Here is a 16,696-nt window from a genome sequence, read left to right on the forward strand (position 1 = left end):
GCCCGGTGCACCGCGTACGTACGCGGTGCACCGGGCCTCTTCCGTGTCGGCGCTAGCCGTCAGTCCTCGCCGAGGTACGCCTTGCGTACGGACTCGTCGTGGAGCAGGTCCTGGCCCGTGCCGGAGAGGACGATCTTGCCGATCTCCATGACATGGCCCTGGTCGGCGAGGGACAGGGCGGCCTGCGCGTTCTGTTCGACGAGCAGGATCGTCGTGCCGTCCGCCTTGAGCTCGGTGATGGTCTGCATGATCTTCTGCATCATGATCGGGGAGAGCCCCATGGAGGGCTCGTCGAGCATGAGCAGCTTGGGCTGGGACATGAGCGCGCGGCCCATCGCGAGCATCTGCTGCTCGCCGCCCGAGAGCGTGCCCGCCGCTTGCTTTCGGCGCTCTCCGAGGATCGGGAAGAGGTCGTAGGCGCGCTGGATGTCCTTCTCGATGCCGGCCTTGTCGGTCCGCAGGAACGCTCCGAGCTGGAGGTTCTCGGTGATCGTGAGGCGGGGGAAGATGTGCCGGCCCTCGGGGGAGTGGGCCAGGCCGAGCGCCACGATCTTGTGGGCGGGGACGGCGCCGAGGGGCTGTCCGTCGAAGGAGATCCGGCCCGCGGCGGGCTTGAGGAGCCCGGAGAGGGTGCGCAGGGTGGTGGTCTTGCCGGCGCCGTTGGTGCCGATCAGGGTGACGATCTGGCCGGCTTCGACGCTGAAGGAGATGCCCTTGACGGCCTCGATCTTGCCGTAGGCGACCTTGAGGTCCTCGACCTCCAGGAGCGCGGTCACTTGGAGTCTCCTTCCGAACCGGTGGTGCCGGTGGTGCCGGTAGTGCCAGTGGTGCTGGTGTCGTCCTTGGTGCTGGCCGAGGGTGCGTCGGCGGGTGCGTCGGCGGGCGGCTCGTCGGCCGTCTCGGCCGCTTCGGCCGCTGCGGCCTCGGCGGATGCCTCCGCCGCGTTCACCTCGGCGGCCTCCTCGGCTCCCGGGGCGCCCTCGAAGGGTGTGCCGAGGTAGGCGGCGACCACGCGTTCGTCGCCCTGGACGGTGGCGGGGCTGCCTTCGACGAGGACTTCGCCCTGGACGAGGCAGGCGACGCGGTCGCAGAGGTTGAAGATGAACCGCATGTCGTGCTCGATGACGAGGACGGCGATGCCCTGGTCGCGGATGGCGAAGATCAGCTCTTCCGCGGCGCGGGTTTCCTGCGGGTTCATGCCTGCGGTGGGTTCGTCGAGGAGCAGCAGGCCGGGTTCGCTGGCGAGGGCGCGGGCGATTTCGAGTTTGCGCTGTTCGCCGTACGGGAGGTTGCGTGCGAGGTGGTCGCGTTTGCCGGCGAGGCCGGTGAACTCGAGGAGTTCCATGGCGCGTTCCTCGGATGCGCGTTCGGCGCGTTTGAAGCTGGGGAGGCGCAGGAGTGCGGACCAGAGGCCTTCGTTGGTGCGGGTGTGGCGGCCGACGAGGACGTTTTCCAGGACGGTCATGTTGGCGAAGAGCCTGATGTTCTGGAAGGTGCGGGCGATGCCGGCTTGGGTGACGAGGTGGGATTTGTGGGGGAGCACCTTTCCTTTGTAGGAGACGGTGCCTTCGGTGGGGATGTAGAGGCCGGTGAGGCAGTTGAAGAAGGTGGTTTTGCCGGCGCCGTTGGGTCCGATGAGTCCGACGATCTCGCCGCTGTTGACGGTGAGTTCGACGTCGCGTACGGCGGTGAGTCCGCCGAAGCGCATGGTGACGCCGGAGGCGTGGAGTACGGGGTTTCCGGGGGTGCCGGTGGTTTCGGTGGTGGTGGTGATGGTGTCGGTGGTCATGTTGTTCACACCCCCGCCTTGCTGAGGCCGGTATCGCTCTTGGGCGTGTTTCCGGGGTCGGTCTGGTCGGCCGCGTGGAATTCGAGTTGCTTCCTGCGGTCGGCGATGAGGCCTTCGGGGCGGAATCGCATGAGGAGGACGAGTGCGATGCCGAAGAGGAGGAGTTGGTAGTCGGACATGAATTGGAGTTTGGCCGGGATGAGGTAGAGGAGGGAGGCGCCGATGAGGGGTCCGCTGACGGTGCCCATGCCGCCGAGGATGACGGCGGCGAGGAGGAAGGCCGAGTTCGGGGGGACCGCTTCGACGAATTTGAATTCGGTGGGGGTGACGGTGGTGGTGACGTGTGCTTGTACGGTGCCGGCCATGCCGGCGAGGGTGGCGCCGAGGGCGAAGGCGAGGAGTTTGAGCCGGAAGGCGTTGATGCCCATGGCGCGTGCGGCGGTTTCGTCCTCGCGGATGGCTACCCAGGCGCGGCCGATGCGGGATTGGTCGGAGCGGCGGAAGACGGTTACCACGATGATGGTGAAGATCAGCATCAGCAGGTAGTAGTTGGAGAATTTGCCGAGTTCGACGCCGAGGATGGTGTGGGATTCCCCGAGGTTGAATCCGAAGATTTCGAGTTCGGGGATGTTGGGGATGCCGTTGGGGCCGTTGGTGACGTTGGGGCCCGAGACGCCGTCCATGTTCTGTACGGCGAGGCGGAAGATTTCTCCGAAGCCGAGGGTGACGATGGCGAGGTAGTCGCCGTGGAGGCGGAGGGTGGGTGCGCCGATGACGATGCCGAAGACGAGTGAGGCGGCGGCTCCGGCGAGTACGGCTGCCCAGAAGGGGAGTTGGATGCCGATGGTGGAGGACGGTGATCCGGATACGAGGGCGGCGGTGTAGGCGCCGACGCCGAGGAAGGCGACGTATCCGAGGTCGAGGAGGCCTGCGAGGCCGACGACGACGTTGAGGCCGAGTGCCACGGTGGCGAAGATGAGGATGTTGGTGCCGATGGTGGCGTAGGCGTCGTTGGTCTGGGTGAACGGGAAGGTGAAGGCGGCGACGAAGGCCGCGGTCACGGTGACGTTCTTGTGTTTGGCGGTGTAGCTCGCGAGGCGGTGGTTGAGGCCGGTGCGGGCGAGTGCGGTGGCGCCGAAGCAGACGAGGAGCATGAAGCCGATGAAGAGTTCGGCGTACTCGGTGTCGATGCCGTAGGTGAAGACGAAGAGGCCGAGGCCGAAGGCGATCGCGATGATCACGATTTCGGCCCAGGAGGGGAGGGGTGCGGCGGGTTCGGGGGTGGGGGCTTTGAAGGTGTGGGTGAAGCGTTTCCAGGGGGTGGCCCGGTCGTCTTCGAGGGGGGTGTCGGCGGGGAGGCCGAGGGCGGCGATGAGGGTGGCGAGTGAGGTGAGGGCCGCGATCCAGCCGCCGGGTTCGAGGTTGGCGAGTCCGCCGAGGTTGGCGGCGATGGCGATGACCGCGTACCAGGTGGTGGCGAAGGTGCCGAGGGCGAGGAGGAGTACGGGGCTGTGCTTGCCGCCGGGGGTGAGCCAGTTGAGGCCGCGGATGCCGTGGGCGGAGAGGGTGAAGAGGAGGGTGAGGAGGGCTCCGGTGAGGGTGAGGACCTGGAGGCCGCCGGGGTAGCCGTTGACGGTGAGGTCGCCGGGGAATTCGGCGGTCCAGGTCCAGGCGAGGAAGGTGCTCGCGAGGGTGAGGAGGGCGCCGGCGGCGGTGGCTGTGCGGGCGGCGGTGGGGGGCAGGGGGATGATGCCGGTGGCCGGTCGCGGGGCGACGGGCGTGGTGGGGTGTTCGGTGGTGGTCATGTGGTCACGCCCTGTCCGCTACTCGTTGGCCGAGCAACCCCTGGGGTCGCAGCAGGAGGACGAGGATGAGGAGGACGAAGGCCCATACGTCCTTCCAGGCTCCGCCGCCGAGCTGGGACATGCCGGGGATGTTCTCGATGTAGGCGGTGGCCATGGCTTCGGCGACGCCGAGGACGAGGCCGCCGATCATGGCGCCGTAGATGTTGCCGATGCCGCCGAGTACGGCGGCGGTGAAGGCTTTGAGTCCGGCGATGAAGCCCATGCGGAAGTCGATGTTGCCGTAGCGCAGGCCGTGTGCGACGGCGGCGATGGCGGCGAAGGCGGCACCGATGGCGAAGGCGGTGACGATGATGCGGTCGGTGTTGATGCCCATGAGCTTGGCTGTGTCGGGGTCCTGCGAGGTGGCCTGCATGGCGCGGCCGGTGCGGGTCTTGGAGACGAAGACGCCGAGGGCGATCATGCAGACGGGGGCGGCGACGAGGAGGAAGAGGTCGCCGCGGCCGATGGTGAAGGCGCCGAGGTCGATGCGGCCGCCTTCGAATTCGGGGAAGGGGCGGGCTTTCTTGGCGTTGGGGTAGAAGGCCCAGATGGCTTGCTGGAGTGCGATGGAGAGGCCGATCGCGGTGATGAGCGGGGCCAGCCGGGGTGCGCCGCGCAGGGGCCGGTAGGCGAAGCGTTCCGCGCCCATGGCGACGAGTACGGAGCAGGCCATGGCCATGAGGATCATGACCGGGAGTGCGACGAAGAGGCTGGTGCCGGACGGCAGGATGAGGAATGCGGTCAGCGCGCCGAAGCCGCCGATCATGAATATCTCGCCGTGGGCGAAGTTGATGAGCTGGACTATGCCATAGACCATCGTGTAACCGATTGCGATGAGTCCGTACAGCGCGCCGAGTAGCAGGCCGTTGGCAAGTTGCTGCGGCAGATCGTTCACCGCGGGGCCTCCGTTGTGGGTGTCGTCAGATATACGGCCGCGCGGGGGGCGCTGTGGCGCCCCCCGCGCGGTCATGGGTGTACAGGTGTGTACGGGGTGGTCCGGGTGGGCCGGGTCAGCCCTTGAACTCGCCTACCTCGACGGCGACGTGCTTGCCGTTCTTGACTTCGTAGAGGGAGAGCTGCTTGTTGGTGGTGTCGCCGAATTCGTCGAAGCCGACCTTGCCGGAGACGCCGTCGAAGGAGACGTTCTGCATGGCTTCGACGATCTGGCCGCGGGCTTCCTTGCTGGCGGGAAGCTTGCCGTCGTTCTTCTCGGCGACGGCCTTGATGGCCTGGATGACGGCCCAGGTGGAGTCGTAGGCGTAGCCGCCGTAGGCCTCGTAGGCGTCCTTGTAGCCGGCGGCCTCGTAGTCGGCGATGAACTTCTTCGCGGTGTCGAGGGTTTCCAGGGGGGCGCCGACGGAGCTGGCGAGGTCGCCTTCGGCGTTCTTCTTGGCGAGGTTGATGTATTCGGCGCTGAAGAGTGCGTCGCCGCCGACGGTGGGGATCTTGGCGCCGGCGTTCTTGATCTGGCTGGCGAGCGGGCCGCCGGCGGGGTATTCGCCGCCGTAGTAGACGAAGTCGGCCTTGGCGTTGGCGACCTTGCTGGCGACGGCGGAGAAGTCCTTGTCCTCGGGGTTGATGTGGTCGGTGCCGACCACGGTGCCGCCGAGTTTCTTGAATTCCTTGGTGAAGGTGGCGGCGAGGCCGGCTCCGTAGGTCTTCTTGTCGTCGATGACGTAGACCTTTTTGAGCTTCTTCTTCTCGTACATGTACTGCGCGGCGAACGGGCCCTGGACGGCGTCGGTCGTGGCGGTACGGAAGTACGTCTTGAAGTCGCGCTTCTTGGTGCCGCTCTCCCAGGCCTGGCCCTGGGTGAGGGAGGGGTTGGTGGTGGCGGGTGAGACGACGACGAGGCCGGCGCTCTCGAAGACGGCCTGCATGGACTGGCCGACGCTGGAGTTGAGCGGGCCGACGACGCCGAGGACCTTGTCGTTGCCGACGAACTTGGTGGCGTTCTGCTGGCCGGTGGCTGCCTGGGCGACGTCGTCGAGGGCCTCCAGCTTGAAGGTCACGCCGGGGACTTCTTTGTTCTTGTTGGCGGTCTTGATGGCGAGGTCGGCGGAGTTCTTGATGCCCTGGCCGAGTGCGGAGAGGTCGCCGGACAGTGGTGCGTCGAGGCCGATGACGACGGTGGTGTCGCCGTCGCCGCTGCTGCCGCCGTCGCTGTCGTCGCGGGAGCCGCAGGCCGACAGCGTGAGGGCCCCTGCGGTGACCGCGGTGGTGATGATGAACAAGGAACGGTGACGCACGAACTGTCCTTTCCCCGGGCACGGCGTTCCTGACTGGGACGCCGGGTCGCGCCGGAACCGGACGGGAAGACAGTCCGGTGGCGCGGTGACTGGGCGTGACTCTAAGCGCAGTCACAGGGAGCGGGGAGCCGTGGGGACATGATGTGACTGTCTTGTTATGCCAGGGCCAACGGAGACTGGCCACGGGGGGCCGGATATGGCTTTTCTCCGCTTTCCGAATTGACCGCATAGTGAGAACCCGCAGTTCCGCTAAGGGACTTGCGGGTTTTTGGTACTGACGTGGCCGAACGGGCAGGTTGGAGCGTCAATGCGGGCAGCGGGGGTGTGGTGGTGTGCCCGGCGTCTGGATTCCCGTTCACACCGATGTTACGTAGAGTGACGTCGGGCGTGATGTGGGAGGTGTGGTGTGGGGCCGGGGCTGCCTTCCCGGACCGGGGCTTGGAGGGCACGTTAGGTGGTGTGTCCGGTGCGGACAAGAGGGTGGCCCGGCGCACACGGCGCCGGGCCCGTTTCTTGAGGTTTGTTTGAGGTTTGGGCGGTTCCGGGCGTGCCGTTACTTCTCCGTGCCGGGGGCGTCGCGCAGCAGGCAGGTGAGCCGGGCGGTGCAGATCCGCTTGTCCTGCTCGTCCATGATGACGATCTCGTAGGTGGCGGTGGAGCGCCCCAAGTGGACGGGGGTGGCGATGCCCGTGACGAGTCCGCTGCGGGCGCCGCGGTGGTGGGTGCAGTTGAGGTCCACGCCCACGGCGATCTTGCCGATGCCGCCGTGGAGCATCGCGCCGATGGAGCCGAGTGTCTCGGCGAGGACGGCGGACGCGCCGCCGTGCAGCAGTCCGTACGGCTGGGTGTTGCCCTCGACGGGCAGGGTGGCGACGATCCGGTGCACGGAGGCCTCGATGACGTGCATGCCCATGCGGGTGCCCAGGTGGCCGGCGGAGAAGAGTGAGACCAGATCGATGCCGTGTGCGGCGTACTCGTCGATGATCTCCTGCGGGAACTTGACGGTGGACTGCTCACCCATGGGTCCGGCTCCGTTGTGTTGTCGTGAGTGTGTTGTGTGTGCCTTCCTGCTTATCAGATGGCTGAGCGAACGCTTGGTCCTCAGTGCTTGTCCGTGCCGCGCTCGCCCGGTTCGAAGCGGATGACGACGGATTTGCTCGCGGGGGTGTTGCTGGTGTCGGCCGTGGCGCCGAGGGGGACGAGCACATTGGTCTCGGGGTAGTACGCGGCGGCGCAGCCGCGCGCGGTGGGGTAGTGGACGACGCGGAAGCCGGGGGCGCGGCGCTCGACGCCGTCCTTCCACTCGCTGACGAGATCGGTGTACGAGCCGTCGGCGAGGCCGAGTTCGGCGGCGTCGTCCGCGTTGACGAGGACGATCCGGCGGCCGCCCTTGATGCCGCGGTAGCGGTCGTCGAGTCCGTAGATGGTGGTGTTGTACTGGTCGTGCGAGCGCAGGGTCTGGAGCAGCAGCCGGCCTTCGGGCAGTGCTGGGAACTCGACGGGCGCGGCGGTGAAGTTGGCCTTGCCGGTGGCGGTGGGGAAGCGGCGTTCGTCGCGTGGCGCGTGGGGCAGGGCGAAGCCGCCGGGGTGTGCCACGCGTGCGTTGAAGTCCTCGAAGCCGGGGATGACGCGGGCGATCCGGTCGCGGATGGTCGCGTAGTCGTTCTCGAAGTCCTCCCAGGGGGTGCGGGAGGCGGGGCCGAGGGTGGCGCGGGCGAGGCGGGCGACGATGGCGGGTTCGGACAGGAGGTGGGGGCTGGCCGGCGGCAGGTTGCCCCTGGAGGCATGCACCATGCCCATGGAGTCCTCGACGGTGACGACCTGCCGGCCGCCGGCCTGGATGTCCTTGTCGGTGCGGCCCAGGGTGGGCAGGATCAGGGCGCGGGTGCCGGTCACGGCGTGCGAGCGGTTGAGTTTGGTGGAGACGTGCACGGTGAGGCGGGCGCGGCGCATGGCGGTTTCGGTGACGGTGGTGTCCGGGGTGGCGGCGACGAAGTTGCCGCCCATGGCGAAGAAGACCTTGGCCTTGCCGTCGCGCAGGGCTTCTATGGACCGTACGACGTCGTAGCCGTGGTGGCGCGGTGAGGTGATGCCGAATTCGCGGTCGAGTGCGTCGAGGAACGCGGGGGCGGGGCGTTCGAAGATGCCCATGGTGCGGTCGCCCTGGACGTTGGAGTGTCCGCGTACGGGGCAGACGCCGGCGCCGGGGCGGCCGATGTTGCCGCGCAGGAGGAGGAAGTTGACGACTTCGCGGATGGTCGGCACGGAGTGTTTGTGCTGGGTGAGGCCCATGGCCCAGCAGACGATGGTGCGCCGCGATGCGAGGACCAGGGCGAGGGCCTCTTCGATTTCGGCGCGCTCCAGGCCGGTGGCGGCGAGGGTTTCGTCCCAGTCGGCTTCGCGGGCGGCGGCGGCGAACGCGGTGTAGCCGTGGGTGTGTTCGGTGATGAAGGTGTCGTCGACGGCGCCGGGTGTCTCCAGGATGAGGCGGTTGAGCAGCCGGAAGAGGGCTTGGTCGCCGCCTATGCGGATCTGGAGGAAGAGGTCGTTGAGGGCGGTGCCTTTGAGCATGCCCTGCGGGGTCTGGGGGTTCTTGAAGCGTTCGAGGCCGGCTTCGGGCAGGGGGTTGACCGAGATGATTTTCGCGCCGGCGGCTTTGGCCTTCTCCAGTGCGGAGAGCATCCGGGGGTGGTTGGTGCCGGGGTTCTGTCCGGCGACGATGATCAGATCGGCCTGGTGGAGGTCTTCGAGGGAGACGCTGCCCTTGCCGATGCCGATGGTCTCCGAGAGTGCGGAGCCGGATGACTCGTGGCACATGTTGGAGCAGTCGGGGAGGTTGTTCGTGCCGAATTCGCGGGCGAGGAGCTGGAGCAGGAAGGCCGCTTCGTTGCTGGTGCGTCCTGAGGTGTAGAAGAGGGCCTCGTCGGGGGAGTCGAGGGCGGTCAGCTCTTCCGCGATGATCGCGAAGGCGCGGTCCCAGCCGATCGGTTCGTAGTGGTCGCTCCCGGTGCCGTCGGGGCCGCGGTCCAGCAGCATGGGCTGGGTGATCCGGCCCTGCTGGCCGAGCCAGTAGCCGCTGCGGGTGGCGAGGTCGGAGACGGGGTGTGCGGCGAAGAACTCGGGGGTGACGCGGCGCAGGGTGGCTTCCTCGGCGACGGCCTTGGCGCCGTTCTCGCAGAATTCCGCGGTGTGGCGGTGGTCGCCCTCGGGCCAGGCGCAGCCGGGGCAGTCGAAGCCGTTCTTCTGGTTGACCTTGAGGAGGGTGCCTGCGGTGCGCCGCAGGCCCATCTGGCGTTGGGCGATCTGGAGGGTGTGGACGATGGCGGGGAGTCCCGCGGCGGCGTGCTGGGGGGCGGTGACCTCGGGTGCGTCCTGGACGGGGTCCCCGGTGGGGGGTTTGGTCGCCATCGCGTTCTCCTTGGGGCCTGGGGGCGTTTCCCGCGCGTTGTCGAATTGGGGTACGTATCCGATCCTGTCACGCACCTCCGACATTCGCGGGTGGGGCCGGGGCGTGGTGGGCCGGGGCGCGGTGGGCCGGGCGGTGGTGGCCGGGGGCGGGCCGTCGGCCGGTCGGGATTGTCAGTGGGGCGTGGCAGGATCGGGTACGTGGCTGAGACAGCATCGAAGAAGACCGCAGACAACCGTCCCCGCCTGCTCCTCATGGACGGGCACTCCTTGGCGTACCGGGCGTTCTTCGCGCTGCCCGTGGAGAACTTCACGACCGCCTCAGGGCAGCCGACGAACGCCATCTACGGCTTCGCGTCGATGCTGGCGAACACGTTGCGCGACGAGGCGCCCACGCATTTCGCCGTCGCGTTCGACGTGTCGCGCAAGACGTGGCGGTCGGAGGAGTTCCCGGAGTACAAGGCGAACCGTTCGAAGACGCCCGACGAGTTCAAGGGGCAGGTCGAGCTGATCGGTGAGCTGCTGGACGCGATGCGCGCGGACCGGTTCGCGGTCGACGGCTTCGAGGCGGACGACGTGATCGCGACGCTCGCCACGCAGGCGGAGGCGGCGGGGTTCGAGGTGCTGATCGTCACCGGGGACCGTGACTCGTTCCAGTTGATCAGTGAGCACACGACGGTGCTGTATCCGACCAAGGGTGTTTCGGAGCTGACGCGCTTCACTCCGGAGAAGGTGCGGGAGAAGTACGGGCTGACGCCCGCGCAGTATCCGGACTTCGCGGCCCTGCGCGGCGATCCGTCGGACAATCTTCCGGGTATCCCGGGGGTGGGGGAGAAGACCGCCGCGAAGTGGATCAACCAGTTCGGTTCGTTCGACGAGCTGGTGGCGCGCGCGGAGGAGGTCAAGGGCAAGGCCGGGCAGAACTTCCGGGACCATCTGGAGTCGGTGAAGCTCAACCGCCGGCTGACCGAGATGGTGCGCGATGTCGAGCTGCCCAGGACGCCGCAGGACCTGGCACGCGTCCCGTACGACCGGGCGGCGGTGACCGGTGTGCTGGAGGTGCTGGAGATCCGCAACCCGAGCCTGCGGGAACGGCTGCTCGCGGTGGATCCGGGCAAGGCCGAGGACGAGGCTCCGGCGCCGGCGGCCGGGGTGGAGCTGGACGGCGCGGTCCTGGGCTCCGGTGAGCTGGCGCCCTGGCTGGCGGAGCACGGCGGGCAGCCGCTGGGGGTGGCCCTGGTGGACACCTGGTCGCTGGGGGCCGGGAGCGTCAATGAGGTCGCCCTCGCGGCGGCCGGTGGCGCGGCGGCCTGGTTCGACCCGACGCGGCTGGACGAGGCGGACGAGCGGGCGTTCGCGGCGTGGCTCGCGGATCCGGAGCGTCCCAAGGTCATGCACAACGCCAAGGGCGCCATGCGGGTCGCCCCGGAGCAGGGCTGGCGGGTCGGCGGCGTCACGATGGACACCGCGCTCGCCGCCTATCTGGTCAAGCCGGGGCGCCGCTCGTTCGCGCTCGACGCCCTGGCCGTCGAGTACCTGGGCCGTGAGCTGGCTCCGGCGCCGGCAGCCGACGGGCAGCTGGCGTTCGGCACCGACGAGCAGGCCGAGGCCGAGTCGCTGATGGTCCAGGCCCGTGCGGTTCTCGATCTCGGTGCGGCGTTCACCGAACGGCTGGGCGAGGTGGGCGCCACGGAGCTGCTCCACGAGGTGGAGCTGCCCACCTCCGTCCTGCTGTCCCGGCTGGAGCGGCACGGGATCGCCGCCGACCGCGCACATCTGGAGGCTATGGAGCAGCAGTTCGCGGGCGCGGTGCAGCAGGCCGTGAAGGAGGCGCACGCGGCGGTCGGGCACGAGTTCAACCTCGGCTCGCCCAAGCAGCTCCAGGAAGTCCTCTTCGGTGAGCTGGGCCTGCCGCGGACGAAGAAGACGAAGACCGGCTATACGACGGACGCCGACGCGCTGGCCTGGCTGGCCGCGCAGACCGAGCACGAGCTGCCGGTCATCATGCTGCGCCACCGTGAGCAGGCGAAGCTGCGGGTCACTGTCGAGGGTCTGATCAAGTCGGTCGCGGCGGACGGCCGTATCCACACCACCTTCAACCAGACGGTGGCGGCGACGGGCCGGCTCTCCTCCACGGACCCCAACCTCCAGAACATCCCGGTCCGTACGGACGAGGGCCGGGCCATCCGGCGTGGTTTCGTCGTCGGCGCGGGTTACGAGTCGCTGATGACGGCGGACTACAGCCAGATCGAGCTGCGGGTGATGGCCCATCTCTCCGAGGACGCGGGGCTGATCGAGGCGTTCGCCTCCGGTGAGGATCTGCACACCACGGTCGCCTCGCAGGTGTTCGGGGTGGCGAAGTCCGCCGTGGATCCGGAGATGCGCCGCAAGATCAAGGCGATGTCGTACGGACTGGCCTACGGGCTCTCGGCGTTCGGGCTCTCCCAGCAGCTGAACATCGAGGCGGCGGAGGCCCGTGGGCTGATGGACACCTTCTTCGAGCGGTTCGGCGGGGTCAGGGACTATCTCCAGCGCGCCGTGGTGGAGGCCAGGGCCACGGGGTACACGGAGACGATGCTCGGGCGCCGCCGCTATCTGCCCGATCTCAACAGCGACAACCGGCAGCGCCGTGAGATGGCCGAGCGGATGGCGCTCAACGCGCCCATCCAGGGCACCGCCGCGGACATCGTCAAGGTCGCCATGCTCAAGGTCGACCGGGCGATGACGGAGGCGGGGCTGGCCTCCCGGATGCTGCTCCAGGTCCACGACGAAATCGTGCTGGAGATCGCCCCGGGCGAGCGCGACCGGGTGGAGGAGCTGCTCCGCCGCGAGATGGCGGGCGCGGTCGAGCTGCGCGCCCCGCTGGATGTGTCGGTGGGCGTCGGCCCGGACTGGGAGTCCGCGGCCCACTGACCGGAAATCGCCTTGCGGGAGGCCCGTGTTCCGACGGGCTTCCCGCGACCGGGCGAACCGGAGGTGGCGAACTGGTGAAACCGCGGGACGGACCGGTGTGCCGGGGTGGGGAGTTGACATAGGGTCGTTTGTGTCCTCGCGCGGGGAGGGCGACCAGCCACCATGGGGAGGGGCCAGACTATGGCAGCGCTATTCGGCAGCCGACTGCGCAGAGGAGCGACCACCACCGCGGTGGCCGCCGTGGCGATCGCGGCGCTGTCCGCGTCGCAGGCGCCCGGCGCCGTTCCGGTGGATGTGGGTGACTCCCGCGCGGCCGACGTCACCCCGCCGCCCGGCACCTCGGTGTCCGGCAACTCGTCGTACTACACGGAGCTTCCGCCGCTCAAGACGCCGGCCAAGCCGGGCACGTCCATAGACCCGCAGGGCGCGGGCGCGGGTACGGCCGTGGGGGAGGCGGAGGCGGGCATACCGGCCACGCTGCTCTCCGCGTACCAGCGGGCGGAACAGACCCTCAGCGAGACCAAGCCGGGCTGCAATCTGCCCTGGCAGCTGCTCGCCGCGATCGGCAAAGTCGAGTCGGGCCATGCGCGCGGCGGCGAGGTCGACGACAACGGCACCACGCGGGCGCCGATCCTCGGCCCGGTCCTCAACGGTGTCGGCTTCGCCAACATCTCCGACACCGACAACGGCGAGTTCGACGGCGACAAGGTCCACGACCGGGCCGTCGGCCCCATGCAGTTCATCCCGTCGACCTGGCAGACCTGGGGCCAGGACGGCAACGGGGACGGCCGCAAGGACCCCAACAACGTGTACGACGCGGCGCTGGCCGCCGCGTACTACCTGTGCGCCGGCGACCGCGACCTGTCCATCGACAAGTACCTCCACCAGGCGATCCTGGGCTACAACCACTCGCGGGAGTACCTGAACACGGTCCTGTCCTGGCTGGAGTACTACCGCAACGGCTCGCACGAGGTCCCCGACAGCTCCGGTACGACCCCGGTCACCACCGGCCCCACCGCCCCGGTCTCCCCGTCGCCCACCCCGTCGCCGAGCACCCCCGGCACCACGCCGAAGCCGAGCGGCTCACCGAGCACCAGCCCCTCGCCCTCCAAGCCTGCCAAGCCTTCCAAGCCCGGTGGCTCCACCGGCAGTCCGAAGCCCACCGTGCCGGGCGGCGGTACGACCACCCCCTCGCCGGGTGACTCCGGCACCCCCACCACCCCCGCCCCGACCCCCGTGGCCACCCGGATCGAGAAGACCGGTCCTGGCACGTTCAGCGCGGTCGCCGGCACCCGCTTCGCCGATCGGGCCGCCGTGCGCGCCAAGGACGCGGCGGGCAAGCCCGTCGCCAAGACGGTCGTACGGTTCGAGATCCTCGGGGACACGGACGCCCGCTTCGTCTCGGGCTCGGCCACCGCGATCGCCGTCACCGGCGTCGACGGCACGGCGACCGCCCCGGCCGTCCAGGCGGGCGAGCGGACGGGCGACTTCACCATCCGGGCCATCCCCATCGTCTCCGGGGTCGCCTCCCTCGACTACACCGCGACCGTCACGGCCCGCCAGGCCGACGCGCTCGTCAGGACCACCACCGGCGAGCAGACGGCCGCGCCCGGCGCGGAGTTCGCCGACCGGATCGAGGTCAGGGCCACCTACAAGGGCGCCGCCGTGGCCGGACTCGCGGTGACCGCGGCCATGATCACCTCCACGGCGGACGCCACGACGCCCGCCGCCGGACCGTACTTCAAGGACGCGGCCGGCGAGCCGCTGCGCAAGCTCACCGGCCTCACGACCGACGCCGACGGGGTGCTCCAGCTCCCGAAGATCTTCGCCGACGACACGGCGGGCACGTACCTGCTCCGCCTCGAAACGGCGGGCGGCGCGACGCTGACCATCGAGCTGACGGTCGCGGCGGCCGCCTGAGCCGACAGCCCGCGGACCCGTCCGCGCGGTGGTCAGCGCCGGTTGTTGAGACGGCGCGTGGCCACCGCCGTCGACGGGTCCTCCGGCCACGGATGGCGGGGGTAACGGCCGCGCAGCTCCGCCCGTACGGCCCGGTAGCCGTCCTGCCAGAACGACGCCAGATCCGCCGTCACCGCCGCCGGACGCCCGGCCGGCGACAGCAGATGCACGAGCACCGGGACGCCGGCGGTGCCCGCCACCCGAGGGGTTTCCCGCAGCCCGAACAGCTCCTGGAGCTTCACGGCCAGCACCGGCTGCGGGCCGCCGTACTCCACCCGTACCCGCGACCCGCTGGGCACCTCGATCCGCTCCGGGGCCAGCTCGTCCAGCCGCGCCGCCTCGCCGGACGCCCACGGCAGCAGCCGGCGCAGCGCCTGCCCCGCGTCCAGCCGGCCCAGATCGGCGCGGCGGCGGGCCCGCGACAGCTCCGGCTCCAGCCACGCGTCCGGGCGGTCGAGCAGCGCGGCGTCCGAGACGTCCGGCCAGCCGCCGCCCAGCTCCCGGTGGAGGAAACCGAGCCGCTCGCGCAGCTCCCGTGCGTCCCGCGTCCAGCGCAGCAGGTCAGGCCCCTCGCGGCGCAGCCCGTCCAGCAGGGCCGCCCGTACCAGCTCAGGAGCGGGCGATTTCAGGGCGCGGGCGGCGAGTTCGACCGCGCCCAGCCGCTCCACCCGCCGGGCCACGACATCGCCGTCCTCCCAGCGGACCTCCTCGCCCGCCACCCGGAGCCGGCCGGCGGCAGAGCGCGCCGTGTCCTCGTCGATGACCGCCGCGAGCCGGATCCGCGCGGAGACGGCGGTGGCCGGCCGGTCGGCGACCGCGACCGCCAGCCAGGGCGCGCCGCGCAGCGCGGACCCGTCGGCCACCTCGGCTCCGGTGCCCGACACCATCAGATACGTGCCCGCGCCGCGCGCCCGCGCCACCCGCTCGGGGAAGGCGAGCGCGGCGATCAGCCCGGCCGCCGCGTCGTCCGATCCGCCGCCGCCCTCTCCACCTGCGGCGCCGCCGCTCGTCACCGCGGACGTCAGCCTCCTTACCTCCTGGCGCCAGCGCGCCGCGTACGCGTCCCCACCGCGCCGGGCCGCGCGCCACGCCGCCGCCAGATCGTCCCCGTACGACCTCGGCGGTTCCTCGCTCAGCAGTGCCACCACCTCGGCCGCCCGCCGCGCGCCCACCTCGGGGGCGCCGTCCAGCAGTGCCCGTGCGAGCCGGGGGTGCAGCCCGATGCCGGCCATCCGCGTGCCGCGTGCCGTCACCCGCCCGTCCGTGTCCACCGCGCCGATGGCCGTCAGTACGGAGCGCGCGGCGGCCAGCGCGCCGGCCGGGGGCGGGTCGAGCAGGGCGAGTCCCGCCGCCGAGGGGTCGCCCCAGCAGGCGGCCTGGAGTGCGAACGCGGCCAGATCCGCGACTTTGATCTCGGGGGAGGGGAAGCGGACCAGCCGGTCGTTCTCTCCCTGTGACCAGCAGCGGTACACGGTCCCTGGCGCCTCGCGGCCGGCCCGTCCGGCCCGCTGCCCGGCGCCCGCCTGGGACACCCGTACGGTCGCGAGGGCGCTCAGCCCGCGCGCGTGGTCGGTACGGGGCTCCCGGGCCAGGCCCGCGTCCACCACGATCCGTACGCCGGGCACCGTCAGGCTCGACTCCGCGACGGCGGTGGCCAGCACCACCCGGCGGCCCTCGGCCGACCCGGCGAGCACCGCGTCCTGTACGGCGGCGGGCGCCCTGCCGTGCACCTGGAGCACCTCGGCGGCCACGTCCCCCAACTGCCCGGCGACCCGGCCGATCTCGCCGACGCCGGGCAGGAAGCAGAGCACATCGCCGTCGCGCTCGGCCAGCGCGCGCCGCACGACCGACGCCACATGCGTCAGCAGCGCCGGATCCACCCGCATGCCGTGCGGCGGCCGTACGGGGGTGACGGGCGGCGCCCACACGGTCTCCACCGGGTACGACACGCCGTGCGCCGCCACCACGGGCGCGTCGTCCAGCAGCCGCGCCCAGCCCTCAGCGTCGGTGGTCGCGGACGCCGCGACGAGCCGCAGCTCGGGCCGGAGCGCGGCGCGGACGTCCAGCAGGAAGGCCGCGACGGTGTCCGCGTCGAGATGCCGCTCGTGGCACTCGTCGAGGATGACCACATCGACCCCGGTCAGCTCCTGGTCGCGCTGGAGCCGCTGGAGCAGTACGCCGGTGGTCACCACCTCCACCACCGTCGCGCGCCCCACGACGCGCTCCCCGCGCACGGTGAAGCCGACGCGCTCCCCGGCGCGTTCGCCGAGGAGCCAGGCCATCCGGCGGGCCGCCGCGCGCGCCGCGATCCGGCGCGGCTCGGCGACGATCACGCGCCGTACGGGACGGTCCGCCGGGCCGAGGAGCCCGGCGAGCACCAGCGGTACGAGCGTCGTCTTGCCCGTCCCTGGCGGCGCGCACAGCACCGCGCACCCGTGTGCTTCGAGGGCCCGCTCCAGTGCGGGGACGGCGGTGCGTACGGGGAGGCCGGCGAGGACGTCATGGCGGATCACCCGTTCAGTGTCCGCCACGGACGC

At 70.4% G+C, this 16,696-nt stretch carries 10 protein-coding genes; 2 read left to right on the forward strand and 8 right to left on the reverse strand.

Annotation, left to right across the window (positions count from 1 at the left end):
* Window positions 1-59 precede the first annotated feature (59 nt).
* The 7 genes from AB0389_RS26075 to AB0389_RS26105 form a co-directional block, all read right to left on the reverse strand.
* A complete protein-coding gene (locus AB0389_RS26075; protein WP_366397913.1) occupies window positions 60-776 on the reverse strand; it encodes an ABC transporter ATP-binding protein in 717 nt (238 codons plus the stop codon).
* On the reverse strand, window positions 773-1,789 hold the full coding sequence (locus AB0389_RS26080; RefSeq protein ID WP_366397914.1) for an ABC transporter ATP-binding protein: 1,017 nt from the start codon (window positions 1,787-1,789) through the stop codon (window positions 773-775). Before AB0389_RS26080 ends, AB0389_RS26075 begins: the two co-directional genes overlap by 4 nt.
* 5 nt (window positions 1,790-1,794) lie before the next feature.
* Entirely contained in the window at window positions 1,795-3,594 is a 1,800-nt protein-coding gene (locus tag AB0389_RS26085) for a branched-chain amino acid ABC transporter permease (protein ID WP_366397915.1), read from the reverse strand.
* A 4-nt stretch (window positions 3,595-3,598) separates the two neighbouring features.
* The gene (locus tag AB0389_RS26090) at window positions 3,599-4,528 is read right to left on the reverse strand and encodes a branched-chain amino acid ABC transporter permease (protein WP_366397916.1); all 930 of its coding nucleotides are present in this window, start codon (window positions 4,526-4,528) and stop codon (window positions 3,599-3,601) included.
* A 115-nt stretch (window positions 4,529-4,643) separates the two neighbouring features.
* Window positions 4,644-5,882: a branched-chain amino acid ABC transporter substrate-binding protein gene (locus AB0389_RS26095; protein WP_366397917.1), complete on the reverse strand. Its 1,239-nt coding sequence runs from the start codon at window positions 5,880-5,882 to the stop codon at window positions 4,644-4,646.
* Window positions 5,883-6,435: 553 nt separating this feature from the next.
* The gene (locus tag AB0389_RS26100; protein WP_366397918.1) at window positions 6,436-6,903 is read right to left on the reverse strand and encodes a hotdog fold thioesterase; all 468 of its coding nucleotides are present in this window, start codon (window positions 6,901-6,903) and stop codon (window positions 6,436-6,438) included.
* An 80-nt stretch (window positions 6,904-6,983) separates the two neighbouring features.
* Window positions 6,984-9,290, reverse strand: coding sequence for an FdhF/YdeP family oxidoreductase (locus tag AB0389_RS26105; protein ID WP_366397919.1), 2,307 nt, complete (start codon window positions 9,288-9,290; stop codon window positions 6,984-6,986).
* Window positions 9,291-9,488: 198 nt separating this feature from the next.
* Here AB0389_RS26105 and polA point away from each other — a divergent pair, with 198 nt between their 5' ends.
* Together polA and AB0389_RS26115 are read left to right on the forward strand one after the other, a co-directional pair.
* A complete protein-coding gene (gene polA / locus AB0389_RS26110) occupies window positions 9,489-12,200 on the forward strand; it encodes a DNA polymerase I (protein ID WP_366397920.1) in 2,712 nt (903 codons plus the stop codon).
* A 180-nt stretch (window positions 12,201-12,380) separates the two neighbouring features.
* Window positions 12,381-14,120 (forward strand): lytic transglycosylase domain-containing protein, encoded by a 1,740-nt coding sequence (locus AB0389_RS26115; protein ID WP_366397921.1) that lies wholly within the window; start codon window positions 12,381-12,383, stop codon window positions 14,118-14,120.
* A gap of 32 nt (window positions 14,121-14,152) precedes the next feature.
* Here the strand turns inward: AB0389_RS26115 and hrpB are convergent, their stop codons facing one another.
* Window positions 14,153-16,672: an ATP-dependent helicase HrpB gene (gene hrpB, locus AB0389_RS26120; protein WP_366397922.1), complete on the reverse strand. Its 2,520-nt coding sequence runs from the start codon at window positions 16,670-16,672 to the stop codon at window positions 14,153-14,155.
* Window positions 16,673-16,696 lie beyond the last annotated feature (24 nt).

Source organism: Streptomyces sp. NPDC093109 (assembly GCF_040701725.1).
Classification (GTDB): Bacteria; Actinomycetota; Actinomycetes; order Streptomycetales; family Streptomycetaceae; genus Streptomyces.